This window comes from Streptomyces sp. Ag109_O5-10 (assembly GCF_900105755.1).
Taxonomy (GTDB): Bacteria; Actinomycetota; Actinomycetes; order Streptomycetales; family Streptomycetaceae; genus Streptomyces.
The window spans coordinates 8,029,757-8,053,689 of the sequence record NZ_FNTQ01000001.1 but is presented as its reverse complement, the minus strand read 5'-3'; the positions used below and the strand labels follow the sequence as shown (position 1 = coordinate 8,053,689).

Annotated in this window: 24 protein-coding genes, 1 pseudogene and 1 riboswitch; of the genes and pseudogenes, 12 read left to right on the top strand and 13 right to left on the bottom strand. The window is 72.2% G+C overall.

Features of this window, described 5'->3' with window-relative positions:
- Window positions 1-31 precede the first annotated feature (31 nt).
- From BLW82_RS36715 to BLW82_RS36680, 8 genes are all read right to left on the bottom strand, one after another.
- The gene (locus BLW82_RS36715) at window positions 32-1,636 is read right to left on the bottom strand and encodes an alpha/beta hydrolase (protein ID WP_177233183.1); all 1,605 of its coding nucleotides are present in this window, start codon (window positions 1,634-1,636) and stop codon (window positions 32-34) included.
- A 129-nt stretch (window positions 1,637-1,765) separates the two neighbouring features.
- Window positions 1,766-2,527, bottom strand: coding sequence for an urease accessory protein UreD (locus BLW82_RS36710; protein WP_093505876.1), 762 nt, complete (start codon window positions 2,525-2,527; stop codon window positions 1,766-1,768).
- Complete coding sequence (ureG, locus tag BLW82_RS36705; RefSeq protein WP_093505874.1) at window positions 2,524-3,201, bottom strand: urease accessory protein UreG; 678 nt, start codon at window positions 3,199-3,201, stop codon at window positions 2,524-2,526. The genes BLW82_RS36710 and ureG overlap by 4 nt, the downstream gene beginning before the upstream one ends.
- A gap of 188 nt (window positions 3,202-3,389) precedes the next feature.
- Window positions 3,390-4,067 carry an urease accessory protein UreF gene (locus tag BLW82_RS36700; RefSeq protein ID WP_093505872.1) on the bottom strand — a complete coding sequence of 226 codons (678 nt, stop codon included), beginning with the start codon at window positions 4,065-4,067 and terminating at the stop codon, window positions 3,390-3,392.
- Window positions 4,068-4,082: 15 nt separating this feature from the next.
- A complete protein-coding gene (locus tag BLW82_RS36695; RefSeq protein ID WP_093505870.1) occupies window positions 4,083-5,804 on the bottom strand; it encodes an urease subunit alpha in 1,722 nt (573 codons plus the stop codon).
- Window positions 5,797-6,108 (bottom strand): urease subunit beta, encoded by a 312-nt coding sequence (locus BLW82_RS36690; RefSeq protein ID WP_093505868.1) that lies wholly within the window; start codon window positions 6,106-6,108, stop codon window positions 5,797-5,799. The genes BLW82_RS36695 and BLW82_RS36690 overlap by 8 nt, the downstream gene beginning before the upstream one ends.
- Window positions 6,109-6,119: 11 nt before the next feature.
- Window positions 6,120-6,422: an urease subunit gamma gene (locus tag BLW82_RS36685; protein WP_037782101.1), complete on the bottom strand. Its 303-nt coding sequence runs from the start codon at window positions 6,420-6,422 to the stop codon at window positions 6,120-6,122.
- Between the two features lie 423 nt (window positions 6,423-6,845).
- Entirely contained in the window at window positions 6,846-7,136 is a 291-nt protein-coding gene (locus BLW82_RS36680) for a type II toxin-antitoxin system Phd/YefM family antitoxin (protein ID WP_093505866.1), read from the bottom strand.
- Window positions 7,137-7,276: 140 nt separating this feature from the next.
- On the opposite strand from BLW82_RS36680, the gene BLW82_RS36675 reads away from it, so the two are divergent.
- The 3 genes from BLW82_RS36675 (at window position 7,277) to BLW82_RS36665 (ending at window position 9,251) form a co-directional block, all read left to right on the top strand.
- Window positions 7,277-7,912 (top strand): ATP-dependent Clp protease proteolytic subunit, encoded by a 636-nt coding sequence (locus tag BLW82_RS36675; protein ID WP_093505864.1) that lies wholly within the window; start codon window positions 7,277-7,279, stop codon window positions 7,910-7,912.
- Window positions 7,913-7,919: 7 nt separating this feature from the next.
- A complete protein-coding gene (locus BLW82_RS36670) occupies window positions 7,920-8,228 on the top strand; it encodes a hypothetical protein (protein ID WP_093505863.1) in 309 nt (102 codons plus the stop codon).
- 361 nt (window positions 8,229-8,589) lie between these two features.
- Window positions 8,590-8,774: riboswitch (cyclic di-AMP (ydaO/yuaA leader) on the top strand.
- Window positions 8,775-8,777: 3 nt separating this feature from the next.
- Window positions 8,778-9,251, top strand: coding sequence for a C40 family peptidase (locus BLW82_RS36665; RefSeq protein WP_093505861.1), 474 nt, complete (start codon window positions 8,778-8,780; stop codon window positions 9,249-9,251).
- Window positions 9,252-9,288: 37 nt separating this feature from the next.
- On the opposite strand, the gene BLW82_RS36660 is transcribed toward BLW82_RS36665, so the two are convergent.
- On the bottom strand, window positions 9,289-9,744 hold the full coding sequence (locus BLW82_RS36660; protein ID WP_093505859.1) for an ATP-binding protein: 456 nt from the start codon (window positions 9,742-9,744) through the stop codon (window positions 9,289-9,291).
- Between the two features lie 212 nt (window positions 9,745-9,956).
- Between BLW82_RS36660 and BLW82_RS36655 the strand changes: the two are divergent.
- Together BLW82_RS36655 and BLW82_RS36650 are read left to right on the top strand one after the other, a co-directional pair.
- A pseudogene (locus tag BLW82_RS36655) lies at window positions 9,957-10,816 on the top strand (helix-turn-helix domain-containing protein).
- Window positions 10,817-10,825: 9 nt separating this feature from the next.
- Window positions 10,826-11,053 carry a DUF397 domain-containing protein gene (locus BLW82_RS36650; protein ID WP_093505857.1) on the top strand — a complete coding sequence of 76 codons (228 nt, stop codon included), beginning with the start codon at window positions 10,826-10,828 and terminating at the stop codon, window positions 11,051-11,053.
- A 109-nt stretch (window positions 11,054-11,162) separates the two neighbouring features.
- On the opposite strand, the gene BLW82_RS36645 is transcribed toward BLW82_RS36650, so the two are convergent.
- The gene (locus BLW82_RS36645) at window positions 11,163-12,290 is read right to left on the bottom strand and encodes an 8-amino-7-oxononanoate synthase (protein WP_093505855.1); all 1,128 of its coding nucleotides are present in this window, start codon (window positions 12,288-12,290) and stop codon (window positions 11,163-11,165) included.
- A 147-nt stretch (window positions 12,291-12,437) separates the two neighbouring features.
- Here BLW82_RS36645 and bioB point away from each other — a divergent pair, with 147 nt between their 5' ends.
- Genes bioB through bioD form a run of 3 tightly spaced genes read left to right on the top strand, consistent with a single transcriptional unit; the run spans window position 12,438 to window position 15,647 of the window.
- Window positions 12,438-13,649 carry a biotin synthase BioB gene (gene bioB / locus BLW82_RS36640; protein ID WP_093505853.1) on the top strand — a complete coding sequence of 404 codons (1,212 nt, stop codon included), beginning with the start codon at window positions 12,438-12,440 and terminating at the stop codon, window positions 13,647-13,649.
- Window positions 13,642-14,928 (top strand): adenosylmethionine--8-amino-7-oxononanoate transaminase, encoded by a 1,287-nt coding sequence (locus BLW82_RS36635; RefSeq protein ID WP_093505852.1) that lies wholly within the window; start codon window positions 13,642-13,644, stop codon window positions 14,926-14,928. The genes bioB and BLW82_RS36635 overlap by 8 nt, the downstream gene beginning before the upstream one ends.
- 2 nt (window positions 14,929-14,930) lie before the next feature.
- Window positions 14,931-15,647 (top strand): dethiobiotin synthase, encoded by a 717-nt coding sequence (gene bioD / locus BLW82_RS36630; RefSeq protein WP_093505850.1) that lies wholly within the window; start codon window positions 14,931-14,933, stop codon window positions 15,645-15,647.
- Window positions 15,648-15,798: 151 nt separating this feature from the next.
- Here the strand turns inward: bioD and BLW82_RS36625 are convergent, their stop codons facing one another.
- The gene (locus tag BLW82_RS36625; RefSeq protein ID WP_093505848.1) at window positions 15,799-17,973 is read right to left on the bottom strand and encodes a helix-turn-helix transcriptional regulator; all 2,175 of its coding nucleotides are present in this window, start codon (window positions 17,971-17,973) and stop codon (window positions 15,799-15,801) included.
- Between the two features lie 116 nt (window positions 17,974-18,089).
- On the opposite strand from BLW82_RS36625, the gene BLW82_RS36620 reads away from it, so the two are divergent.
- Together BLW82_RS36620 and BLW82_RS36615 are read left to right on the top strand one after the other, a co-directional pair.
- Window positions 18,090-18,776: an esterase/lipase family protein gene (locus tag BLW82_RS36620; RefSeq protein WP_093505846.1), complete on the top strand. Its 687-nt coding sequence runs from the start codon at window positions 18,090-18,092 to the stop codon at window positions 18,774-18,776.
- 79 nt (window positions 18,777-18,855) lie between these two features.
- On the top strand, window positions 18,856-19,539 hold the full coding sequence (locus tag BLW82_RS36615) for a class I SAM-dependent methyltransferase (RefSeq protein ID WP_093505844.1): 684 nt from the start codon (window positions 18,856-18,858) through the stop codon (window positions 19,537-19,539).
- A 19-nt stretch (window positions 19,540-19,558) separates the two neighbouring features.
- On the opposite strand, the gene BLW82_RS36610 is transcribed toward BLW82_RS36615, so the two are convergent.
- Window positions 19,559-19,933, bottom strand: a complete 375-nt coding sequence (locus BLW82_RS36610) for a fic family toxin-antitoxin system, toxin component (RefSeq protein WP_093505843.1) — start codon at window positions 19,931-19,933, stop codon at window positions 19,559-19,561.
- Between the two features lie 4 nt (window positions 19,934-19,937).
- Window positions 19,938-20,189 carry a toxin-antitoxin system HicB family antitoxin gene (locus BLW82_RS36605; protein WP_093505841.1) on the bottom strand — a complete coding sequence of 84 codons (252 nt, stop codon included), beginning with the start codon at window positions 20,187-20,189 and terminating at the stop codon, window positions 19,938-19,940.
- A 152-nt stretch (window positions 20,190-20,341) separates the two neighbouring features.
- Between BLW82_RS36605 and BLW82_RS36600 the strand changes: the two genes are divergently transcribed.
- Window positions 20,342-21,130, top strand: a complete 789-nt coding sequence (locus BLW82_RS36600) for an ABC transporter ATP-binding protein (RefSeq protein ID WP_093505839.1) — start codon at window positions 20,342-20,344, stop codon at window positions 21,128-21,130.
- Between the two features lie 4 nt (window positions 21,131-21,134).
- A complete protein-coding gene (locus tag BLW82_RS36595; RefSeq protein WP_093505837.1) occupies window positions 21,135-23,702 on the top strand; it encodes an ABC transporter permease in 2,568 nt (855 codons plus the stop codon).
- Window positions 23,703-23,933: the final 231 nt, after the last annotated feature.

Here is a 23,933-nt window from a genome sequence, read left to right as displayed (position 1 = left end):
GCCGCCCCTCGTCGTCGTACGGGAGCGGTGGTTACGGCTGCGGGGTGGCGTGCGGGGTGCAGGTGACGTCCGCGCCGTCCAGCCTGCCGGTGAGCAGGTAGGTGTCCACACGGCTGTTGATGCACGGGTTGACCAGGCCGGTCACGCCATGCGAGCCCGCGCCCTGCTCGGTGATGAGGCGGGAGCCCTGGAAACGCCTGTGCAGTTCGACGGCGCCGGGGTACGGGGTGGCGGCGTCACGGGTGGACTGCACGATCAGCACCGGCGGCAGCCCCTTGTGGGTCCTGACCTCCACCGGGGTCTGCTGCTGGACCGGCCAGGTGGCACACGGCAGGTTGAGCCAGGCGTTGGCCCAGGTCATGAAGGGGTACTGCTTGTTGAGCTCGGTGTTGTCGCGGTTCCACCTGTGCCAGCCGGTGGGCCACTTGGCGTCGGTGCACTCGACGGCGGTGTAGACGGCGTTGCCGTTCTCCGAGGTGGCGTTGCCGGCGGTGTCGGTCAGGTCCGGGGCGGCGGCGTCGACCAGGGCCTGGGTGTCACCGGCGAAGTACTTGGCGAACACCGTGGCGACCGGGACCCACGAGGAGTCGTAGTACGGCGCGCTCTGGAAGAAGCCGATCAGCTCGGCCGGTCCGACGACCCCGCCGATCGGGTTCGCCTTGGCGGTGGCGCGCAGCTGGAGCCACTTGGCCTGGACGGCGTCCCGCGTGGTCCCGAGGTGGAAGGCGGAGTCGTGCGCGGCGACCCAGTCCTCCCAGTCCTTCCAGCGGCCCTCGAAGGCGACGTCCTGGTCCAGGTTGGCCTGGTACCAGATGTTCTTCCGCGACGGGTTCACGACGCTGTCGACGATCATCCGGCGCACGTGGCCGGGGAACAGCGTTCCGTACACCGCTCCGAGGTAGGTGCCGTAGGAGACACCTAGGTAGTTGAGCTTCTGCTCGCCGAGCGCGGCCCGGATGACGTCCAGGTCGCGGGCGCTGTTCGCGGTGGTCATCTGCTGGAGCATCGCGCGGCCGGTGCGCTCGGCGCAGCCTTCCGCGTACTGCTTGGCCAGCTTGCGCTGGGCGGTCTTGTCGGCCTCGGTGTCCGGCACCGGGTCGGCCTTGGGGGCCTTCACGAACTCCTGCGGGTCCTGGCAGGAGATGGGCGCGGAGTGGCCGACACCGCGCGGGTCGAAGCCCACGAAGTCGTACGCCTTCGAGGCGTTGACCCACAGGGGGTTCTTGGTGGTGACCCGGAGCGGGAAGCGCATGCCCGAGGCGCCGGGGCCGCCGGGGTTGTAGACGAGCGCGCCCTGGCGCTCCGCCTTCGTACCCGTGTTGCCTATTCGGTCGACGGCGAGCCTGATCTGCTTGCCGTAGGGCTCGGTGTAGTCGAGCGGCACGCTGACCCAGCCGCACTGGACGGGCTTGGTCAGGGCCCAGTCGGCCGGGCAGTCGGCCCAGTCGATCCCGGCCTTGGCGGCCCGTGCGGCGGCGATCGCCGCGCCCTGCTGCGCGCGGTCCTGGCCGCCGTGCCGGGCCTCGGCGCCGGCGGCGGGTGCCGCGAGGGCACCGGCGATCAGGCCGGCCGTGACGAGCACTCCGGCCGAACCGAGCGCCAGCGTCCGGCTCCTCGATCTGAAGTTGTCCCTCAAGTGGGCCCCTCCCCGTACATCATGGCGAATGGTCAGGGGAGATCCTTCCGGCTGTGAGGTCCCTGAGAACAGGCCTCAACAGCCGTCTTTACCAATCCGATAAGCGGACGTCGGTGTCCCGCTGAGCGATCAGCCGCCCAACTGGGCCAACGCCTCGTCCAGGACCCGGCGCAGCCGCAGCGCATCGCCCGCCACCGCACTCACCAGCACCGCGGGCCCGGCGAGCGGCATGAGCGCGGCCCCGTCCCCCAGCATCCGTGCCCCCATCGGGTGTTCCGCGAACTCCGGCCGGACGATGACGAGTTGCCCGACCGCGCGATGTCCCGCCAGCACGGCGGCGCCGTCCCAGCCGCCCGGCGCCCCGGGCCCGCAGGCCAGCTCCTGATCCAGCACGGCCCTCCCGGCCACCCGCACGGTGAGCCGGCTGCCGAGCCGGCCCGGCTCCTCCCCCGCCCGCCCGAGCACCTGCTCCTCCCGCACCACGAGCCGCCCCCGTGCGCCGACCTCGACGCGTGTCGTCACGCACAGCTCACTCCCCTTGGCCGAGATCAACTGCTCGGGCAGCCAGCGCAGTTCACCGCCGTCCGCGACATCGAGCCGTACGTCGTAGCGCGCCTCCTCCTTTACCTGCCCCGGCAGGGCGATGGTCGCGGCGGCCGACCCGACGGACAGCCGGGCCCCTTCCTCGACCCGGACCTCGATCCCGAACCGGTCCCCGCCGAGGGGCCCGCTCATCGCCCCGACGACCATCACCCGGGCCTCGGCCCCGCTCCCCCGGGTCCGCCGCAGCGCGAGCGGCCCCTCGCCCTCCAGCACCGGGAGCGAGGTACCGCCCCGCCCGTCGTCCCGCGCGACGATCCGAGCGACGGCGCTGACGCCCCTCCCCGTCATACGGTCCACGCCACGAGCCGCTCCCGCACCCACGCGGCCACGTCCGCGACGCCGGCCTCGCTGCGCAACGACTGGAAGACGACGGGCAGTTCGGCCCGCTGCGCCTTGGCGTCCACGGCCATCCGCGCCAGGTCCGACCCGACGTAGGGCGCCAGGTCCGTCTTGTTGACGACCAGCAGATCGGCGGTGGTCACCCCCGGCCCGCCCTTCCGCGGGATGTCGTCCCCTCCCGCCACGTCGATCACGAAGATCTGCGCGTCCACCAGCCCCTTGGAGAAGGTGGCGGTGAGATTGTCCCCACCCGACTCGACGAGGATGAGGTCCAGCGGCCCGACCGCGTCCTCCAGGTCCTCCACGGCTTCCAGATTGGCCGAGATGTCGTCCCTGATCGCGGTGTGCGGACACGCCCCCGTCTCGACGGCGGCGATCCGCTCCGGCGGCAACACGGCCTCCCGGAGCAGGAACTCGGCGTCCTCGCGGGTGTAGATGTCATTGGTGACGACAGCGAGCGACAACTCGTCCCGCAGAGCCCGGCACAGCGCGGCGACGGTGGCGGTCTTCCCGGACCCCACGGGCCCACCGAGCCCGATACGGAGGGCACGGCGGGACCCGTCGGCCCGGTGGGCGTCGGCGCTGAGGGCGGCGGGACCGTGGTGGTCATGGTCGAGATGCATGTGCGGCTCCTAAGTGATACTCGGCCTTCTGACAGGCCGGTTCTGCAACTTCCAGCTCGTCCGGCGTTCGAGGGCGAGGCCGGAGGCCGATGCGGGGTCCGGGGGCGGCAGCCCCCGAACCGGGCGGTCGAAGGGTGCCCACCTCCGGAGGACGGGGCGGGTAGGGGTGGCGGAGGCGAGAAAGCCCCCTACGACGCGAACAGCCGCACCGCCCACCCCGCATGCCACTCCGCCCCGATCTCCGCCAGCGGCGCCGACGCCGCGGGCAACGCGTCGACCCCCGCCCCCGCGACCACCTCCCGCGCCGCCTCCACCCCCCGGTCGACCACCCGGTCCACCTCTCCCGCCAACCGCGCCAGCACCCCCGTCGCCTGGAACGGATCCAGCCCCAGCAACCGCACCACCGCCGTCGCCGGCCCGCTCACGCACTCGTACGCCACGCAGTACGCCGCGTCCTCCGCCGAGAGTCCGGCCGCCCTGGCCACCACCCCCAACACCACCGGCTGATGGACCCCTTTGGGGAACTCCCGTGCCAGGGCATCGAGTTCGGCACAGGGCCAGGCCACCCGCGCCGCCCGCAGCAGTTGCCGCCCGAGCCTGCGCGCGGCGCCCCGCAGCGCGGCCGACGGCGTCCGCGCGTCGGCCGCCGCGTCCAGCTCCCGCACGCCCGCACCGAGCACCGCGGCCGCCGCGAACGCCCCGGCCACCAGCCCGGCCGTGTGCAGCCGTCCCCGGCAGTACTCCTCCAGGCTCGCGGCCCCGGTGATCCGGCCGGCCTTGACGGCCGCCTCCGCCCCGCCGGAGTGCGCATGCCCTCCGGCGGGAAAGCGGCCGTCGGCCAGCACCAGCAACGCTGCACGGGACACCGCACCCACCCGCTCTCAGAAGAGGAAGTAACGCTGGGCCATGGGAAGTTCGGCGGCCGGTGTCGCCTCGACCAGCTCTCCGTCGATGTGCACGGCGAAGCTGTCGGGGTCGACCCGGACGTGCGGGCGCGCGTCGTTCTCCCGCATGTCCGCCTTGGTCACCCCGCGGGTCGACTCGATGGCGACGAACCGCTTTCCGAGCTGCAGCCGCTCCGGCAGGCCGTCCTCGATCGCCAACGGGGCGACGAAGTTGAAGGAGTTGGCGGCAGGCGCGCGCCCGATCGCGCCGTACATCGGGCGCGGCAGGATCGGCTGGGGCGTCGGGATCGACGCGTTGGCGTCGCCCATCTGGGCGTAGGCGATCTGGCCGCCCTTGAGGACGACCTGCGGCTTGACCCCGAAGAACGCGGGCTCCCAGAGCACGAGGTCGGCGAGCTTGCCGGTCTCGACCGAGCCGATCTCGCGGGCCAGCCCCTGCGCGAGCGCCGGGTTGATCGTGTACTTGGCGACGTACCGCCGTACCCGGTGGTTGTCGGCCCGCCCGTCCCCCGGCAGCGCGCCCCGCCGCCGCTTCATCACGTGCGCGGTCTGCCAGGTCCGCAGGATCACCTCGCCGACCCGTCCCATGGCCTGGGCGTCGGAGGAGATGATCGAGATCGCGCCGAGGTCGTGGAGTATGTCCTCGGCGCCGATGGTCGACGGCCGGATCCGCGACTCGGCGAAGGCCAGGTCCTCCGGCACCGCCGGGTTGAGGTGGTGGCACACGATCAGCATGTCGAGGTGTTCCTCGGCGGTGTTCACCGTGTACGGCCGGGTCGGATTGGTCGAACTCGGCAGCACGTGCGGTTCGGAGACGACCGTCATGATGTCCGGCGCGTGCCCGCCGCCCGCGCCCTCGGTGTGGTACGCGTGGATGCCCCGCCCGCCGATCGCGGCGAGGGTGTCCGCCACGAAGCCGGCTTCGTTCAGCGTGTCCGTGTGGATGGCGACCTGGATGCCGGTCCGGTCGGCGACGGTGAGCGCCGCGTCGATGACGGCCGGGGTCGACCCCCAGTCCTCGTGCAGCTTGAGCCCCAGTGCCCCGCCCCGGATCTGGGAGAGCATCGCCTCGTGCGAGACGGTGTTGCCCTTGCCGAGGAAGCCGATGTTGAGCGGGTACTGCTCCATCGCCTCCAGCATCCGGGCGAGGTGCCAGGGGCCGGGGGTGACGGTGGTCGCCTTCGAGCCCTCGGCGGGCCCGGTGCCGCCGCCCACCAGCGTCGTGATCCCGGCCGCCAGCGCCTCGTCGGCGATCTGCGGGCAGATGAAGTGGACGTGCGCGTCGACGCCGCCCGCAGTGAGGATGCGTCCGTTGCCGGCGATGACCTCGGTCTCGGGGCCGATCACCAGGTCGGGGTGGACGCCGTCCATGGTGTCGGGGTTGCCGGCCTTGCCGATGCCGGTGACGCGGCCGTCGCGGATGCCGATGTCGGCCTTGACGATGCCCCAGTGGTCGATGATCACGGCACCGGTGATGATCGTGTCGGGGGTGCCGTCTGCGCGCGTAGCACGCGACTGGCCCATGGACTCGCGGATGACCTTGCCGCCGCCGAAGACCGCCTCGTCCCCGGCGAGTCCGGGGCCGCCGGAACGATCCTCCTCGATCTCGACGACCAGGTCGGTGTCGGCGAGCCGGATCCGGTCACCGGTGGTCGGTCCGAACAGGTCGGCGTAGGCGGCGCGGGAGATCTCAGGCATCGAGGGCACCTCCGGTCTCGCCCCGCAGCCCGGGGACCACCCGGGCGCCGGTGAGCGGCACGAGTTCGACGTCGACGGGGATGCCGGGCTCGAAGCGGACGGCGGTGCCGGCGGCGACGTTCAGCCGCTTGCCGCGGGCCGCGTCGCGGTCGAACTCCAGTCCGGGGTTGGCCTCGGCGAAGTGGTAGTGGGAGCCGACCTGGACGGGCCGGTCGGCGGCGTTGAGGACGGTCAGCCGGGTGACCTCACGGCCCGCATTGAATACGACGGGCCCCTCGGCGAAGAGCACCTCTCCGGGAATCATCGGCGGCCTCCTCAGACGATCGGGTCGTGGACGGTGACGAGCTTGGTGCCGTCCGGGAAGGTCGCCTCGACCTGGACGTCGTGAATCATCTCGGGGATGCCCTCCATGACGTCGTCCCTGGTGAGCAGCTTGCGCCCGGAGGCCATGAGTTCGGCGACGGTTCGGCCGTCCCGCGCGCCTTCGAGGATGTGCGACGTGATGAGGGCGACTGCCTCGGGGTGGTTCAGCCGGAGCCCGCGGGCCCGGCGCTTCTCGGCCACGTCGGCCGCCACGTGGATCAGCAGCCTCTCTTGCTCGTGCGGGGTCAGTTGCACGTCCCACCTCACAGTCCTCGCTCCGGACCGTGCGGGGCCCGGTTGCCGCGGCCACCGCGACGGATTGGGCTCACGGACCGAATCCGGCTGGGAAAACCCCAGGTGGCGTGGATCGGCAGGCTAGTTCGCCGGAGTTTCGGCGACGTTAACCGGACCTTGATCACTTCATGGCCGGGCCATGAGTCCCACGGCGGGCGCGCGGGAGGGTGTACCACCCGAACGGCCCTCACCCGGACGCTCGGGGAGCGCCGGCGACAGGGATCGTCGGGCCGCCTCGACGACGCGCGTTCTCACACGTGCCGGGCGCTCAGAACGTGCCACGACGCGCGGTCTTTCGTCCGTGGCACCGTCGGGGCTGGTCGCGCGGTTCCTCCTCCAGCCTTCGGCCGGGGGGACCCCCGGCACCCCTGACGGGGCGCGGCTTCAGGCGCCCGCCGCCCCCCGGTGCTCCGCCGCGATACCGAAGCGGCCCCGCTCCGGACGTACGGCTGCGGTGGTCTCCCGGACCGTGGAGACCGAGCTGACGACATGATCCACGTGCTCCTCGGCCGGTTCCGGGAGCTCTTCGAGGCGTTCGAGGTCGGCGGCGGAGACGAGGGCGACCAGCGGCTTGCCGTGGCGCGTCACGACGACGCGCTCACCGCCGTACACCACCCTGTTGATCAGTTCGGCGAGCTCAGCCCTGGCTTGGGTCACCGGAATCTCGTAGGCCATGAACCCAGCTTACGGGGCACCCCGGACATCACATCTTGTTCGGCGACAGCGGAATCCCCCCTCGATGATCTGTACGTCCTGTACATTTTCAACAGAGAGCCCGGCCACCGGGCTGCCTCAGTCGCGAGGAGGGGTACGCCATGATCCGACCGTCCGCCCGCTACGTCCTGCCCGAGTTCACGGAACGCACGGCCGCCGGGCAGCGCACCCTGGATCCGTACTCGAAGCTGCTGGAGGAGCGGATCGTCTTCCTCGGCACGCCCGTCGACGAGGTCTCGGCCAACGACGTGATGGCCCAGCTCATGTATCTGGAGTACGCGGCTCCGGAGCGGGACATCTCGCTGTACATCAACTCCCCGGGCGGGTCCTACAGCGCGATGGCCGCGGTCTACGACACGGTCCAGTACGTGAACTGCGACGTGGAGACGGTCTGCCTCGGACAGGCCGGGGCGTCGGCCGCGGTGCTGCTCGCGGCCGGCACACCGGGCAAGCGGTCCGTCCTGCCCGGCGCGCGCATCGTGCTGCAGCAGCCGTCGCTGCCGGAACCGGTACAGGGCCAGCCGAGTGATCTGGCCATCCAGGCGGCGGAGTTGGACCGGGTCCGGGTGATGATCGAGGCGATGCTCGTCCGGCACACCGGACGTACGGCCGAACAGGTGCACCACGACCTGGAGCGGGACCTGGTCCTGGACGCGCCGCAGGCGCTGGCCTACGGACTGGTGGACCGGGTGATGCCCACCCGCCGGACGCTGCCCGGCCTGCCGGACGGGGAGTGAGCGGCCGATGCTGCCGCCGGAGCTTCCGCCGCTGCCCGCGCTGACCCGCGCCGAGGGCGAGCTGATCGACCGTTATCTGGACGTGGTGGATTTACTCGGCCGGATCAATCCGGCGCGGAACGAGGACACCTACCGTGGGCTGCGCGCCGCGCAGGCGCTGGTGCGCGCGGCGTCCGAGCTGCGTGACGCCCTGGCCCTGATGCATCTGCGGGGCGAGACGGAGCTGCACGGGGACACGCTGGCACGCGCGTTGCGGGTGCTCGACGGCGAGCGCCGGACCGCTCGCGTCGTACTCCCGCCCGACTGCGTACGGTGACACCCGCCGGACTCCGGTCCGGCCCGTCGACGGCACGAGCGGGCCGGAGTCGAAACGACCCAAAGGGGTTACCGCCGTTCGGCGGAGCGCGGCGTGGTTTTACCCGACCCGGGAAGCCGCTCAGGTTGCCTGCGCGCGAGTGCCCGCGAGCGGCTTCCGCGCAGGTCCGGGGCTACGCAGGGGAGTTGACGAAGAATCGAACACAGGGCTGTCCACCCGAACGGGTGGGTGGTGAGTAACCCCACAAATCCCCGGTTCCGTTGGGATTTTCGGACACACGTGAGTGAAGATCCCTGTCTGACGACAAGCCCCCGCCACAGCGGCGGGGCGGTCCGGGCGGACGCCGAGTCCTGCCGCCGCCCGGATTGACCCGTCGACAGAAGTGCATCGGCAGGAGTGGAGGACCCAAGCACGACGGGTCGACGGCACGGTCGCGCCATGACCGGGCCGAGCAGCCCTTGGGGTGAAGCCGTGGCGACACGGCCGGGCAACTTCGCCAGCCCGAATCCGACAGGTCATCCTTCACAGGCGGCTGACGAAGGGTTGCGCATGACTGCGCTCAATCGTGTTCCGTCGCTGATGGCCCGGGCCGGTACGGCCTCGGCACTGACCATCGCCGCCGTGGGCGGTTCGATCGTGATACCGGGTGTCGCCTCCGACGCCTCGGCCGCCACGATGGCGACGAAGGCACTTCAGGTCGCCGCCTCGAAGAAGGGCTCGCCCTACAGGTGGGGCGCCACCGGACCGAACAGGTTCGACTGCTCCGGGCTGACGCTGTACTCGTTCAAGAAGGCGGGCAAGACCCTGCCGCGTACGGCTGCCCAGCAGTACAACAAGACCCGTCACGTCTCGGCCGGCAACCGCAGGGCCGGGGACCTGGTCTTCTTCCACTCGGGGTCCAGCGTGTACCACGTCGGCATCTACGCCGGGAAGGGAAAGATCTGGCACGCCCCGAAGACCGGGGACGTGGTCAAGCTCCAGAAGATCTGGACGCGAAGCGTCTGGTACGGCCGGGTCAGCTGACCCGTTCGCACGGCGGCCGGCCGGCAGGAACTCAGGGCTACGGTTCCTGCTGGCCGGCCGTCGTGACGCTCGTGGGGACCGTCCAGGGCAGTTCGATGGACACCGTCTTGCCGCCCTCCCGGGTCGGTCGTACTTGCAGTTTGCCGCCGCACTCGGCGGTCAGCCAGCGGATGATGACCATGCCGCGCCCGTTGTCCTGCTGGACCGCGGCGGGGAGTCTCTTGGGGAAGCGCGGATGGCTGTCCGTGACGCCGATGCGCAGCTGTTCGTCCCGGTCGAGCACGAGGTCCACGGTGAAGGTGGGTGACTGCCCGAAGGTGTGCTGCACGGCGTTGGTGGCGAGTTCGGAGACGATGAGGCGCACGGTGTCCGCGGTCTCCGTCTCCGGTGGCAGCCCCCACTCCGCGAGGGTGTCCAGCACGTAGGAGCGGGCGGCGGAGACCGAGGCGGGATCGCTCGGCAGGGTGACGGATGCTTCCAGGTGGTCTGCCATGGCGACGTCGTCCCTTTCCTCGGGACCGGAGTCCGACACGGAGCGGATGGTTCGAGTACGGTCCCGGACTGGTGCTTCTTCGCCAGACTGCCATTACCGGGCCGGTCACGAGGAGCGATCCACCAAGATATGCATATATCTGTCGCTCGAAGCGGTGAACTCTGCGACCTCAGACCGTATTTGGGCGGCTCGGAAGGAGTAAGGAGTAGCCCATGCAGAACGGTCCCGCGGTACGCCGCCGGAAACTGGGCGCCGAACTGCGCACACTGCGCACCGGCGCCGGCCTCACGAGCGGTGAGGCCGCCCGTCTGGTGGGCTGGCATCAGTCGAAAGTGAGCCGGATCGAGACCGGCGCCAGCGGTGTGAAACCGGCCGATGTGCGGTTACTTCTGGACGCCTACGGCGTGGCGGAGGGGCAACTGCGGGAGTTGCTGCTGGTGTTGGCGGGGTCGGAGGACACGGCGGGCCGGCACCACTGGTGGCACGCCTACCGCGGGGTCCTGCCGCCCGCCTACCGCGACTTCATCAGCCTGGAGTCACAGGCAGGCACGATGCGCACGCTGGAGACCCTGGTCGTGCCAGGGCTGCTGCAGACCCCCGAGTACGCGCGCGCGGTGACCCGGGCGGCCATGGACGGGCGCGCCGACGACTCCCTGGACACCCTGGTGGAGGTGCGCCTGGCCAGGCAGGACGTGCTGCACAACGATCCGCCGCTGGAGCTCAGCGCGGTCCTGGACGAGGCGGTGCTGCGCCGGGAGGTGGGCGGCCCCGGTGTGATGGCGCGGCAGCTGGAGCGGCTCATGGAGGCGGCCCGGCTGCCCCAAGTACGGCTCCAGGTTCTGCCGTTCGCGGCCGGAGCACATATCGGCATCACCGGACCTTTCGTAATCTTCTCATTTCCGAGCACTTCTGATCTGGACGTGGTTGTTATCGACCAGTTGACGAGTAGCCTCTACCTGGAGCGGAAAGAAGACCTCCAGGCCTACACGGAGGCCTTCGACACGCTCCGGATCCACGCCCTTTCCCCGAGGACTCGTTGGATTACATCGCCGCAATAGCTGACGGCGCGTAAGGAGGCACCATGACTGCACTGCCTCGGAACGTACCTTCAAGTGCTGATCTGCACGGACTGCGGTGGCTGCGCAGCAGCTACAGCACCGGAGCGAACAACTGCGTGGAGACGGCACGGCCGCGCTCCGGCCCGTCGGCCGGACTGCTCGCCGTGCGCGACTCCAAGGCTCCGGCCGGACCCGTACTGCTCTTCTCCCCCGAGAGCTGGGCGGGTTTCACGGCGGCACTCGCCGACTGATCAGCCCCGGAGGAGTCTGATCGAGGCGAACGAAATCGATCAGACTCGCACCCAACCGTTCCCGACTCCCTGTCCGCTCGCGAGCCAGGCCCGGCCGTGTCCCGCCGACTCATGGTCGTGTCTCGCCGATCACACGTACAGCGCGTTCGATCTCGGCCCCGGAGAGGTCCGCACGGGCGGTCAGCCTGAGCCGTGAGATGCCGTCCGGCACCGACGGCGGGCGGAAACAGCCCACGGCCAGGCCTGCCGTCCGGCAGTCGGCCGCCCACCGCACGGCCTGCTCCGGGGACGGGGCCCGCACGGAGACCACCGCGGCGTCCGGACGCACCGCTTCCAGACTCGCGGCGGTCAGCCGTGCGTGCAGTTCCGCGGCCACCTCGCGGGCCCGCGCCGCACGCGCGGGCTCGCGGCGCAGCAGCCGCAGGGCCGCCAGCGCCGCCCCCGCCGCGGCGGGGGCCAGACCGGTGTCGAAGATGAAGGTCCGGGCCGCGTTGACCAGGTGGTCGATCACCCGGGCCGGCCCCAGCACCACCCCGCCCTGGCTCCCCAGCGACTTCGACAGGGTCGCCGTGACCACCACGTCGTCGGCCCCGGAGAGCCCGGCGGCGTACGGCGCGCCCCGCCCGCCGTCCCCCAGCACCCCGAGCCCGTGGGCGTCGTCGACGAGCAGCCCGGCGCCGTGCTCCCGGCACGCCTCGGCCAGCGCCGCCAGCGGTGCCGCGTCCCCGTCGACCGAGAACACCGTGTCGGAGACGGCCACGGAGGGCCCCTCGTGCGTCCCGAGGGCCTTGCGTACGGCGTCCGGATCGGCGTGTCCGACGACCTGGGTGGCGCCCCGGGCCAGCCGGCAGCCGTCGATCAGGGAGGCGTGGTTGAGGGCGTCGGAGACGATCAGGGAGCCGTGCGGGCCGAGCGTGGTGACGGCGGCGAGGTTGGCCGAGTAACCGGAGGAGAAGACCAGGGCGGCCTCGAACCCGCAGAATTCGGCCAGCTCCCGCTCCAGCTCGGTGTGGAGTTCCGTCGTGCCGGTCACCAGCCGGGAGCCGGTGGAGCCGCCGCCCCAGGTCCGGGCCGCCCCGGCGGCGCCCTCGGCCACCTCGGGGTGGTGGGCGAGGCCCAGGTAGTCGTTGCTCGCCAGGTCCAGCAGGGGCGAGTCGGCGGGGCGGGGGCGCAGGGTCCGTACGAGTCCGGCGCGGCGACGCTGTTCCGCCTGTTCGTCGATCCAGCCGAACGCCATGACCCCTCCGGTGAATTTGTAGGCAGTGGACAGACCCTAGCGGGATCACCAGGCGCCCACTGTGTGGCAATACCCACACGTCGAACTGACAGGGTTGTGCAAACTCTCCTTGGCCCGGAGCAGCCTCGTAGTACAGGATCGGCTCTCATGGACCTGCTGAACACGCTGGTGGACAAGGGGCTTCGGCGCGAGCTGCCGACCCGCGACGAAGCGCTCGCCGTACTGGCGACCTCCGACGACGACGTGCTCGACGTGGTGGCCGCGGCCGGCAAGGTGCGCCGGCACTGGTTCGGCCGGCGCGTGAAACTCAACTACCTGGTCAACCTCAAGTCGGGCCTGTGCCCCGAGGACTGCTCCTACTGCTCGCAGCGGCTGGGCTCCTCCACCGGGATCCTGAAGTACAGCTGGCTGAAACCCGACGAGGCCTCGAAGGCGGCCGCCGCGGGCCTGGCCGGGGGCGCCAAGCGGGTCTGCCTGGTGGCCAGCGGACGCGGTCCGACCGACCGGGACGTGGACCGGGTCGCGGGCACCATCAGGGCCATCAAGGAGCAGAACGACGGCGTCGAGGTGTGCGCCTGCCTCGGCCTGCTCTCCGACGGCCAGGCGGAACGGCTGCGGGAGGCGGGCGCCGACGCCTACAACCACAACCTCAACACGTCCGAGGGGACGTACGGGGACATCACGACCACGCACACGTACGCCGACCGGGTGGACACGGTCAACAAGGCGCACGCGGCGGGTCTGTCGGCCTGCTCCGGTCTGATCGCCGGCATGGGCGAGAGCGACGCGGACCTGGTCGACGTGGTCTTCTCGCTGCGCGAGCTGGACCCGGACTCCGTTCCGGTGAACTTCCTGATCCCGGTCGAGGGCACCCCCCTGGCCAAGGAGTGGAACCTCACCCCGCAGCGCTGCCTGCGCATCCTGGCGATGGTGCGGTTCGTCTGCCCCGACGTGGAGGTGCGGATCGCGGGCGGCCGCGAGGTCCATCTGCGCACCATGCAGCCGCTCGCGCTGCACCTGGCCAACTCGATCTTCCTCGGCGACTACCTGACCACCGAGGGCCAGGCCGGCCAGGCCGACCTGGAGATGATCGCGGACGCCGGGTTCACGGTGGAGGGCGCCGACGAGGTGACGCTGCCTCAGCACCGGGCGGAGGTCCGGGGCGGCGGCTGCGGGTCGCACGGGGCCGGGAGCGCCGCCGGGTGCGGGTCCCACGCCGAGGACGGTTGCGGTTCGGTGTGCGGCTCCCACGAGGGCACCGCCGAGGGTGCGGCCGTCCCCGCCGTCAACGAACCGCGCACCGACCTGGTCTCGGTCCGTCGCCGGGGAGCCGGAACGGACCTCGCGCCCAATGCCTGAGCCCGGCCTCGGCGTCCCCGAGCTGCTGGAGCTCGACCGCCGGCACGTCTGGCATCCGTACGGCCCGATGCCCGGCCGGGCCGAACCGCTCGTCGTGGAGTCGGCGAGCGGGGTCCGGCTGCGGCTCGCGGACGGCTCCGGCGAGTTGGTCGACGGGATGTCGTCCTGGTGGTCGGCGATCCACGGCTACAACCACCCGGTGCTCAACGAGGCCGCACGCGACCAGCTCGGCCGCATGAGCCACGTCATGTTCGGCGGGCTCACCCACGAGCCCGCCGTCCGGTTGGCGAAGCTGCTCGTCGACATCACGCCGGCCGGCCTGGAGCACGTCTTCCTCGCCGACTCGGGGTCGGTGTCGGTCGAGGTCGCGGTGAAGATGTGCCTGCAGTACTGGCGCTCCCTCGGCCGCCCCGCCAAGCAGCGCCTGCTGACCTGGCGCGGCGGCTACCACGGCGACACCTGGCAGCCGATGTCGGTGTGCGACCCCGAGGGCGGGATGCACGAGCTCTGGTCCGGCGTGCTGCCCCGCCAGGTGTTCGCGGACGCCCCGCCCGCGGAGTACGACGAGCCGTACGCCGAGCACCTGCGGTCCGTGATCGAGCGGCACGCGCACGAGCTGGCCGCGGTGATCGTGGAGCCGGTGGTGCAGGGCGCCGGCGGGATGCGCTTCCACTCCCCCGCCTACCTGCGGGTGCTGCGCGAGGCGTGCGACGCGCACGACGTCCTGCTGGTGTTCGACGAGATCGCGACCGGCTTCGGGCGCACCGGCGCGCTGTTCGCGGCGGACCACGCGGCCGTCGCCCCGGACGTGATGTGCGTCGGCAAGGCGCTGACCGGCGGCTACCTGACGATGGCCGCGACCCTGTGCACTCACCGGGTGGCCGACGGGATCTCGCGGGGCGAGGTCCCGGTGCTGGCGCACGGGCCGACGTTCATGGGCAACCCGCTCGCGGCCTCGGTCGCCTGCGCCTCGCTGGGGCTGCTCCTCGGCCAGGACTGGCCGGCGGAGGTCAAGCGGATCGAGGCGGGGCTGCGGGAGGGCCTGGCGCCCGCCCGGGAGTTCGCCGGGGTCCGGGACGTCCGGGTCCTCGGCGCCATCGGGGTGGTCCAGCTGGACCACGAGGTCGACATGAAGGCCGCCACCGCGGCCGCCGTGCGCGAGGGCGTGTGGCTGCGGCCGTTCCGCGACCTCGTGTACACGATGCCGCCGTACGTCACGGATGACGCGGACGTGGCACGGATCGCGCGCGCGGTGTGCGCCGCCGCGCGGGAGGGATGAGCATGCCGATCCTGGTGATCACGGGGACGGGCACGGAGGTCGGCAAGACGGTCACCACGGCCGCGGTCGCCGCCGCCGCGCTCGCGGCGGGCCGCTCGGTGGCGGTGCTGAAGGCCGCACAGACGGGGGTACGGCCCGACGAGCGCGGGGACGCCGACGAGGTCGCGCGGCTCGCGGGTGCCGTGACGGCGGCCGAAGTCGCCCGTTTCCCGGAGCCGTTGGCGCCGGGCACGGCGGCCCGCAGGGCGGGGCTGGCCCCCGTGCGGCCGCGGGACGTGGCCGAGGCCGCCGCCAAGCTGGCCACCGAGCACGAACTGGTGCTGGTCGAGGGCGCGGGCGGCCTGCTCGTCCGCTTCGACGCGGCGGGCGGCACGCTGGCGGACGTGGCCCGGCTGCTGGACGCGCGGGTGCTGGTGGTGGCGTCGGCCGGGCTCGGCACGCTGAACACCACCGAGCTGACCGCCCGTGAACTGCGCCTTAGGGAGCTGGAGTTGCTGGGCGTGGTGATCGGGAGCTGGCCGGACTCCCCGGATCTGGCGTCGCGGTGCAATGTCGCCGACCTGCCGGAGGTCGCCGGAGCACCGCTGCTGGGTGCGCTGCCCGAGGGAGCCGGGGCGCTGGCGCCCGCGCACTTCCGTGCGGTGGCGCCGAGTTGGCTGTCGGCGCGGCTGGACGGAAGCTGGGACGCGGAGGCGTTCCGGGAGCGGGAAGCACCGTAGCGGCGGGCCGCGTCGGTCGGGTACGGCTGTGTGTGGGGGCTGGTCGCGCGGTTTCCCCGCGTCCCTGAAGGGGTGCTGCACCAGCACCCCTCCTTTGGGGGCGCGGGGAACTGCGCGACCAGCCAGGACGGCGCCGCACCCGGCCGACGGTCTAGGGCGACTCCCCCAGCAGCCGTACCAGTTCGATCCGGGAGCGGATCCCCAGCCGGCTGAAGACCCCGCGCAGATGGTGGTCGATCGTGCGCGGGCTGAGGTTGAGACGGTCCGCGATCTCGCGGTTCGTGGCGCCCTCGGCGGCCATTCGGGCGACCATCAGCTGCTGGGCGGTGAGTACGGCAGCCGGGTCGGTCCCGGAGTGCGCCGTCAACGGAGTACCCAGGGCGCGGAGTTCGGCGCGCGCCTGGGCGGCGCAGTGCGGGGCGTCGAAGGACTCGAAGGCCTCCAGGGCGCTGTGCAGCCGGTCGCGGGCCTCGGTGCGCTGCCGCAGCCGGCGCAGCGCACCGCCGAACAGCAGCTCGGTGCGGGCGCGTTCGAAGTCACGGGTGCCCCGGGCGTGCAGGTCCAGTGCGCAGCGGTAGTGCTGGACCGCCTCGGCACCCGGGGCAAGCAGGGCCCGGCAGCGGGCGCTGAGCGCGAGCTCGTCGGGGCTGCGGACGGCGGTCGCCCAGCGGTCGTAGTCGGCGTGCGCGGCACGGGCGACCCGGGTGTCCCCGGTACGGACGGCGGCCTCGACGTAGTGCGGGGTGGCCAGGTGCCGGATGGCCCGGTGGCCGTGTCCGGGGCCGAACCCGGCGAGGGCGCGCAGCCGGGCGGCGGCCGCCGGGAAACGGCCGCCCGCCAGGTCGAGGAAGGCGAGCGCCCACTGGGCGAGGGCGGCGGGCAGACCCAGTCCGTGCGCCAGGGCGTGCGAGCGGGCGGCCGCCGCGCGCTCCCGGCAGGCCTCCTCGTCCCCGGTGACGGCGGCGAACATGGCGAGCGCGGCCTGGAGATGGCAGGCCCCGTTGTCCTGCCCGGTGGCGTACGCCTGGCGCAGGGCCTCCTGGGCGGCGGCCTCGGCGGCCCGGGGGCGGCCGGTCCAGAAGTCGGCGTAGGCACGGAACTCCATCGCCTGGGCGACGGTCCCCGGGATGCCGCGTGACCGGGCGGAGGCGGCGGCCCGGAGGGTGGCGGCGACGGCCCGGGTGTGGTCGCCGAGCAGCAGCGCGGCGATGCCGGAGTGGATCAGCAGCGCGGGGTCGCCGCCGGGCCCGCAGCGACCCGCGGTGCTCTTGAGGAGGACCCGGGCGTCGGCGTAGCGGCCTTCGACGGCGCGGGCGAGGGCGGCGAGGATGCCGGCCGGCGGGAGGTCGAGCCACTGGGCGAGGACATGGGCCTCGCGGCAGCGTCTGAGGTCGCCGGTGTAGAGGGCGGCCTCGGTGGCGAGGGCGAGGAGTTCCACAGCGTCGGCGGAACGTTCCTGCCTGACGGCGGCGCTGAGCAGGGCGTCGAAGGCCTCGGCGGCGTCGCCCGCCCTGAGGGCGAGGACGCCGTTGAGGGCCGTGTTGTCCGTGCGGGCGGCCAGCCGTCGCGCCCGGTCGGGTTCTCCGGAGCGCCAGGCGTCGGCGGCGGCCAGGGCGAGCAACCGGGCCTCCTCGGCCGGGTCGGGGCAGAGCTCGGCGGCCCGTTCGGCGAGGGCGCGGGCCAGGGCGGGGCGTCTTTCGGAGCGGGCCCGGTCGGCGGCGGTGCGCAGTTCCGCCGCGAGCCGGGCGCTGGGGCCGAGGGCGGCGGCGCCCCGGTGCCAGGAGCGGCGGGCCGTCTCGCCCTTGCCGCCGAGTACCCGGGCGAGCAGCAGGTGGGCCGCGCGCCGGTCGGCCGGTGAACCGGTCTCGTAGGCGGCGATCCGGGTCCAGGGGTCGCGGAAGAACACCCCGCAGACACCGGCGTGGGCGACGCCGGCCGCCTCCGCGGTCTCCAGCGGGCGGGTGTCGAGCCGGCCGGCGGTGACCGCGCGCAGGAAGGCGTGGGTGGCGACCGGGTACTGGTCGGCTGCGGCGAGCAGCAACAGCAGCCGGGTCTCGTCGGGCAGGGCGCGGATCTCCCGGCGCAGGGCGTGAAGCAACTCCGGTGCCATTTCGGCCGGTTCGACCGGCAGCGGGTCGGCGCCGGTGGCCTGCCGTCCGGTGAGGCGCGGCACGAGTTCGGCCACGGCGCGCTGGTCCTCGTACACGACTCGTGCCACTCGGACGCGGACGCCCTCGGGGAGCGCCGGAGCCGGGCACGGCCCCGCCTCGGTCGGCTGCGGTGGCGAAGTGCGGTCAAGGTGTGGGGGGTTCACCGGTATCACCACACCAAAGATGTTACTGGCGAGTTAGTTGCTTCGTAAAGACTGGCGACTTCGCCGATGCGGCGCGCCTAGACCCGTCCCGACACTCCTGAACAACCCCACCCGTTTCAGGAGGCATCATGCAACGCGCCGAGCGTCGCATCGCAACCGCTCTGTCGGCGGTAGCCGGTTCGCTCCTTCTGTCCCTCCCCCTGAGTGCCGGCACCGCGCAGGCCGCGAGCCACGAGCCGATCGTGTTCGTGCACGGCCTGAGCGGCGACTCCAGCAGCTGGAACGACTGGATCGCGGACTTCGAGGCGGACGGCTACTCGTCGTCCGAGCTGTACGCGATCTCGTACGACTGGACGAAGTCGAACGTCACCACGGCCTCGACGCTGTCGACGTACATCCAGTCCGTCCTCTCCAGGACCGGTGCCTCGAAGGTGGACCTGGTGGTGCACTCCATGGGTGCGCTCAACAGCCGCTACTACCTCAAGAACCTCGGCGGGACCTCGTACGTGGACCACTTCGTGTCGGTCGCCGGGGTGAACCACGGGACCAGCGTCGCCTCGCTGTGCGGGTGGCTGTACACCTCCTGCAAGGAGATGACGACCGGCAGCTCGTTCCTGACCGCCCTGAACTCCGGTGACGAGACGCCCGGCGGCGTCTCGTACGCGGCGTACTGGTCGGACTGCGACGCGGCGATCGACCCGGACACCTCGGCGGAGCTGAGCGGGGCGACCAATGTCGACGTCGGCTGCATCTCGCACACCGACATGAACGACGACCACGGGGTCTACGAGCAGGTGCGCGACTTCATCGGCTGAGCCGTCGGCGGCAGCGGGGGTGCGACGGGCCGCAACGGGGGACAATCACCGTAGACCCGCTTCCGTCGGGAGGTCCGTCATGCGGCTGATGTCCGCCGGCGCCGGGACACCGGCGCGGGATCCCGTCCACCACCCGCTGTTCGCGCGCTTCTACGCCCGCTGCAGCATGGCCGCCGAGACCGGACTCGGTATGGCGGCGATCCGGGAGCGGCTGCTCCTTGGGCTGTCCGGGCGGGTGATCGAGATCGGCGCGGGCAACGGGCTCAATTTCGCCCGGTATCCCGGTTCGGTCGCGGAGGTCGTGGCGATCGAACCGGAGCGCACCCTGCGGCAGTTGGCCGCGGAGGCAGCGGTGCGCGCCGATGTCCCGGTGGACGTGGTGCCGGGCGCGGCGGAGGCGCTGCCGGTGAAGAGCGAGGCGTTCGACGCGGCGGTGCTCTCGCTGGTGCTGTGCAGTGTCCGGGATGTGCAACGGGCGCTCGCGGAGGTACGGCGGGTGCTGCGGCCGGGCGGTGAGCTGCGGTTCTTCGAGCACGGCGCGGGCGGTGGCCCGGCGATGCGGTTCTCCCAGCGGGCCCTGGACCGGACGGTGTGGCCGCTGCTGGTCGGCGGCTGCCATCTGTCCCGGGAGCCGGTCGCCGAGCTGCGCGCGGCCGGGTTCGAACTCGGCCCCTACCGCCGGGTGTTCCTGCCGGAACACGGCCCGCGGCTGCCCTCCTCGTACTGCGCGCTGGGCGTCGCGCGCAAGCCTTCGGAGGCCTGATCACGGACCGTCGAGCCGGTCACAGGCTCCAGCGGCGCAGTTCCTCGGCGATGTCCGCGACGCTCGCCTCGCCGTTCTTCACCAGCCGGGCCAGGTCGCGGACCTGCTCGGGCGAGGTGACGACCTTGAGGCCGCTGGCGACCAGGTAGGCGTAAGCGACCGAGGACGCGAACAGGGCGTTCGAGCGCTCCAGGGCCGGGACGTGGATCAGCAGCTGGAGCAGGGCCGCGGCGCGGGCCTGCGGGGTGTCGTAGACGGGGACGTCGAATATCTCGGCCCGGTGCCTGGCGACGGCGGCGATCAGCGCGCCCCAGTCGGTGACCTGCGGGTCACCGGGGGTCTTCTGTTCGGCGAGCATGAGGAGCCAGGCGAGGTCGATCGTCAGGTCGCTCAAGGGATCAGTGGTGGCCTTCGGTCTTGTCAGACGTGTCGGTAGCCTGCGTCTCGCCGAACTCCTCGGCGAAGACGGACTCGTACTGCTTCATGAAATCGGCGGCGGCCTCGACGAAGGTGCGGCCTGCCTCACCCGTGTCCTGCATGACCAGTTCCTCTATGTAGCGGTTGACGCTCACACCGCGCGCGAGAGCGCGTTCGCGGGCCGCCCTGGCGGTGCCCTCGTCCACGCGCACGTTCAGCTGGGTCTTCGCCATACCTCGAAGCTAGCGCGGACGCGCTAGCAATGCCAGCGCGCATCGGAATCGAAAAGTGGTACCGGCTGTGGGACGGGTCACACTACGCTCGACCCGGACAAAGAGGCCGGACGGAGAAGTCGGACGACCGTCGTCGAAACGGGGAGGCAGTCTTGTCCACAGCAGCTGCGGAGGCGCCGGCCGCCGACGGGGTCGCGGCCCGTGCGCGCGGGCTGACCAAGGCGTACGGCGCGGGTGAGACGGCGGTGCTCGCACTGGACTCGGTGGACGTGGACATCGCGCGCGGACGCTTCACCGCGGTGATGGGGCCCTCGGGTTCCGGCAAGTCCACCTTGATGCACTGCCTGGCGGGGCTGGACACCGTGTCGGCCGGCCAGATCTGGCTCGGCGGCACCGAGATAACGGGGCTCAGGGAGCGCGAGCTGACGCGGCTGCGCCGGGACCGGATCGGGTTCATGTTCCAGTCGTTCAACCTGATCCCGACGCTGAACGCGGCCGAGAACATCACCCTGCCCATGGACATCGCGGGCAGGAAGCCGGACGAGAAGTGGCTGGACCAGGTCATCGACACGCTCGGGCTGCGGGACCGGCTCGGGCACCGGCCCGCGCAGCTCTCCGGCGGCCAGCAGCAGCGGGTGGCCTGCGCGCGGGCGCTGGCCTCCCGCCCGGAGCTGATCTTCGCCGACGAGCCGACCGGGAACCTGGACTCGCGGGCGGGTCTGGAGGTGCTGGGCTTTCTGCGGGAGGCGGTCGACCAGCTCGGCCAGACGGTCGTCATGGTGACCCACGACCCGGGCGCCGCGGCCCACTCCGACCTGGTCCTCTTCCTGGCGGACGGCCGGATCGTGGACCGGATGGAGGGGCCGACGGCGGACGCCGTACTGGAACGCATGAAGCGTTTCGACGTGGGACGCGGGTCCGCCGGACCCGAGGAGGACTGAGCCGGTGCTCAAGGCGACCCTGCGCAGCTTCCTGGCGCACAAGGGACGGCTGCTGCTGTCCGCGCTGGCCATCGTCCTGTCCGTGGCGTTCGTCGCGGGCAGCCTGATCTTCTCCGACACCGTCACCCGCACCTTCGACCGGCTGTTCGCCTCCACCTCCGCCGACGTGACGGTCGAACCGAAGGCGGACCTGAAGTCGCCCGTGCCGACCGGCGCCGTGCAGACCGTGCCGGCCGCGCTGGCGGGCGAGATCGCCAAGGTCGACGGGGTTGCGGCGACCCATGCGGACGTGTCCGTACAGAACATCGTGGTGGTCGACAGCCACAACAAGTCGGTCGGCCCGACCACCGGCGCCCCGACCATCGCCACGGACTGGTACCTCACCCACCGCAGCCCCCTGAAACTGACCTCGGGACACGCCCCGCGGGGCGCCGGCCAGGCCCTGCTCGACGCGGACACCGCCGCCGGGAAGCACGTGCGCATCGGCGACACCCTCACCGTGCAGGCCCAGCCCGGCACCTTCGAGGTCGAGGTCGTCGGCATCGCCACCTTCACCACCACCAACCCGGGCGCCGCCCTGGTCTTCCTCGATCCGGCGGTCGCCGCCAGGGAACTGCTGGGCACCCCCGGCCGGGCCACCAGTATCTCGGTGGACGCGGCACAGGGGGTGACGGACGCCCGGGTCAAGAGCCGTATCGGCGCGGCGATCGGGACCGGCAGGTACGACCTGAAGACCGCGGACGAGCAGGCGAAGTCCTCCGCCGCCGACCTCGGCGGCTTCCTCGACGTCATCAAGTACGTGATGCTGGGGTTCGCGGGCATCGCGACCCTGGTCGGCATCTTCCTGATCGTCAACACCTTCTCCATGCTCGTCGCCCAGCGCACCCGCGAACTGGGCCTGCTGCGCGCGTTGGGCGCCGACCGGCGGCAGATACGGCGGTCCGTGCTCACCGAGGCGGTGCTGCTCGGTCTTGTCGGCTCCACGCTGGGTCTGGGCGCCGGGATCGGGCTGGCATTCGGGCTGATCGGGCTGATGAGCGCGTTCGGCATGCACCTCAGGGCCGCCGAGATGGTCATCGGCTGGGAAACGCCGGTCGCGGCGTACGTCGTGGGCGTCGGCGTCACGTTCATCGCCGCGTACCTGCCCGCCCGGCGCGCCGCCGCCGTGTCGCCGATCGCGGCGCTCGTGGACGCCGACATCGCCGGTGTGGGCAAGCCGCTCAGGGTGCGGGCGATCACCGGCTCGGCCGTCGGGGCGCTCGGGGTCGCCGCCCTGGCGGGGTGCGCGACCGCGGCCAGGACGGCTTCGGCGGCCTCGCTGCTGGGGCTCGGGGTGATCCTGACCCTGATCGCGACCGTCATCGCGGGCCCGCTGCTCGTCCGGCCCGTCATCCGGGTACTCGGCGCGGCCTTTCCCGCCCTGTTCGGTTCGGTCGGCCGGATGAGCCAGCGCAACGCCCTGCGCAACCCGCGCCGTACCGGCGCCACCGCCGCCGCGCTCATGGTGGGACTCGCCCTGGTCGGCGGGATGTCGGTGGCCAGCGCCTCCATGTCCAAGTCCTTCGACCAGCAGATCGACAAGACGCTCGGTGCCGACTTCGTCGTCCAGAACGGCAACTTCCTGCCGTTCACCCAGGAGATCACCGACAAGGTCCGCGGCACCGAGGGCGTGGGGCTGGTCGTACGACAGCGGTTCGCGCCGGTGGCGGTACGGCTGCCGGACGGAAAACGGGTCACCACCACCGCCGCCGGGTACGACCCGCGGGTCGACGAGGTCGCCCACGTCGTCTACCGGGGCGGCGACACCGCGGCGGCGCTGGCCGACGGCAGCCTCGGCATGGACGTCGGCTTCGCGAAGGACCACCAGGTCCGCCTCGGCACCGTGCTGCCGGTCGAGTTCCAGGGCGGCAGGTCCGCCGAGATGAGGGTGGGCGCCCTCACCGACCAGGGCACCGGTGGCGGATTCGGCACGCAGGGCGGCTTGTTCTTCGGCATCGCCACCGTGGAGAAGTACGTCCCCGGCGGCCAGGACTCGGCGCTGTACGTCAACCGGGCCCCGGGCACCGGCGCCGATCAACTGCGCTCCCGGCTGGAGCAGACGCTGGCGCCGTATCCGCAGGTACAGGTGCGTGACCAGGCCGACTACAAGAAGCTGGTCCACGACCAGATCGCGGTCCTGCTCTACCTGGTGTACGCGCTGCTCGGGCTGGCGATCGTCATCGCGGTGCTCGGCGTGGTCAACACCCTCGCCCTCTCGGTCGTGGAACGCACCCGGGAGATCGGGCTGCTGCGCGCGATCGGGCTGGCCCGGCGGCAGTTGCGCCGGATGATCCGGCTGGAGTCGGTGGTGATCGCGGTGTTCGGTGCGGTGCTGGGCCTCGCGCTCGGGCTCGTGTGGGGCGTGTGCACCCAGCAGGTCCTGGCGCTTCAGGGCATGAAGGCGCTGGCCGTCCCGTGGGGCACGATCGTCGCGGTGGTGATCGGCTCGGCGGTCGTCGGGGTCGTCGCCGCGCTGCTGCCGGCGTTGCGCGCCTCGCGCATGAACGTGCTGGCCGCCATCGCGCACGAGTGAGCGACGCGCCGCCGTCTCTTCCGCGTCGGGGCCGACCTGCTGCCGGCGGCGCGCCCGGCGCAGGCGCGCCGGGGAACCCGGGTACGGCACGCGGTGGAGCCGCTGCCGCCCGCCGGAGCCGATTCGCTGTGGGCCGGGCCAGGCGGGTCCGGTGCGGTCCCGCGGGGCCGTTCAATGCGGCCGCAGGCGCGCCGGGGAACCCGGGTACGGCACGCGGTGGAGCCGCTGCCG

Bases quoted from the DNA above. Each gene is read 5' to 3' on its own strand.
- bioB (WP_093505853.1), top strand. From the start codon at position 12,438: ATGGACCTGCTGAACACGCTGGTGGACAAGGGGCTTCGGCGCGAGCTG.
- BLW82_RS36650 (WP_093505857.1), top strand. From the start codon at position 10,826: ATGACTGCACTGCCTCGGAACGTACCTTCAAGTGCTGATCTGCACGGA.
- BLW82_RS36605 (WP_093505841.1), bottom strand. From the start codon at position 20,189: ATGGCGAAGACCCAGCTGAACGTGCGCGTGGACGAGGGCACCGCCAGG.
- BLW82_RS36670 (WP_093505863.1), top strand. From the start codon at position 7,920: ATGCTGCCGCCGGAGCTTCCGCCGCTGCCCGCGCTGACCCGCGCCGAG.
- ureG (WP_093505874.1), bottom strand. From the start codon at position 3,201: ATGCATCTCGACCATGACCACCACGGTCCCGCCGCCCTCAGCGCCGAC.
- BLW82_RS36615 (WP_093505844.1), top strand. From the start codon at position 18,856: ATGCGGCTGATGTCCGCCGGCGCCGGGACACCGGCGCGGGATCCCGTC.
- BLW82_RS36675 (WP_093505864.1), top strand. From the start codon at position 7,277: ATGATCCGACCGTCCGCCCGCTACGTCCTGCCCGAGTTCACGGAACGC.
- BLW82_RS36695 (WP_093505870.1), bottom strand. From the start codon at position 5,804: ATGCCTGAGATCTCCCGCGCCGCCTACGCCGACCTGTTCGGACCGACC.
- BLW82_RS36660 (WP_093505859.1), bottom strand. From the start codon at position 9,744: ATGGCAGACCACCTGGAAGCATCCGTCACCCTGCCGAGCGATCCCGCC.
- BLW82_RS36620 (WP_093505846.1), top strand. From the start codon at position 18,090: ATGCAACGCGCCGAGCGTCGCATCGCAACCGCTCTGTCGGCGGTAGCC.
- BLW82_RS36645 (WP_093505855.1), bottom strand. From the start codon at position 12,290: ATGGCGTTCGGCTGGATCGACGAACAGGCGGAACAGCGTCGCCGCGCC.
- BLW82_RS36710 (WP_093505876.1), bottom strand. From the start codon at position 2,527: ATGACGGGGAGGGGCGTCAGCGCCGTCGCTCGGATCGTCGCGCGGGAC.
- BLW82_RS36680 (WP_093505866.1), bottom strand. From the start codon at position 7,136: ATGGCCTACGAGATTCCGGTGACCCAAGCCAGGGCTGAGCTCGCCGAA.
- BLW82_RS36635 (WP_093505852.1), top strand. From the start codon at position 13,642: ATGCCTGAGCCCGGCCTCGGCGTCCCCGAGCTGCTGGAGCTCGACCGC.
- bioD (WP_093505850.1), top strand. From the start codon at position 14,931: ATGCCGATCCTGGTGATCACGGGGACGGGCACGGAGGTCGGCAAGACG.
- BLW82_RS36690 (WP_093505868.1), bottom strand. From the start codon at position 6,108: ATGATTCCCGGAGAGGTGCTCTTCGCCGAGGGGCCCGTCGTATTCAAT.
- BLW82_RS36665 (WP_093505861.1), top strand. From the start codon at position 8,778: ATGACTGCGCTCAATCGTGTTCCGTCGCTGATGGCCCGGGCCGGTACG.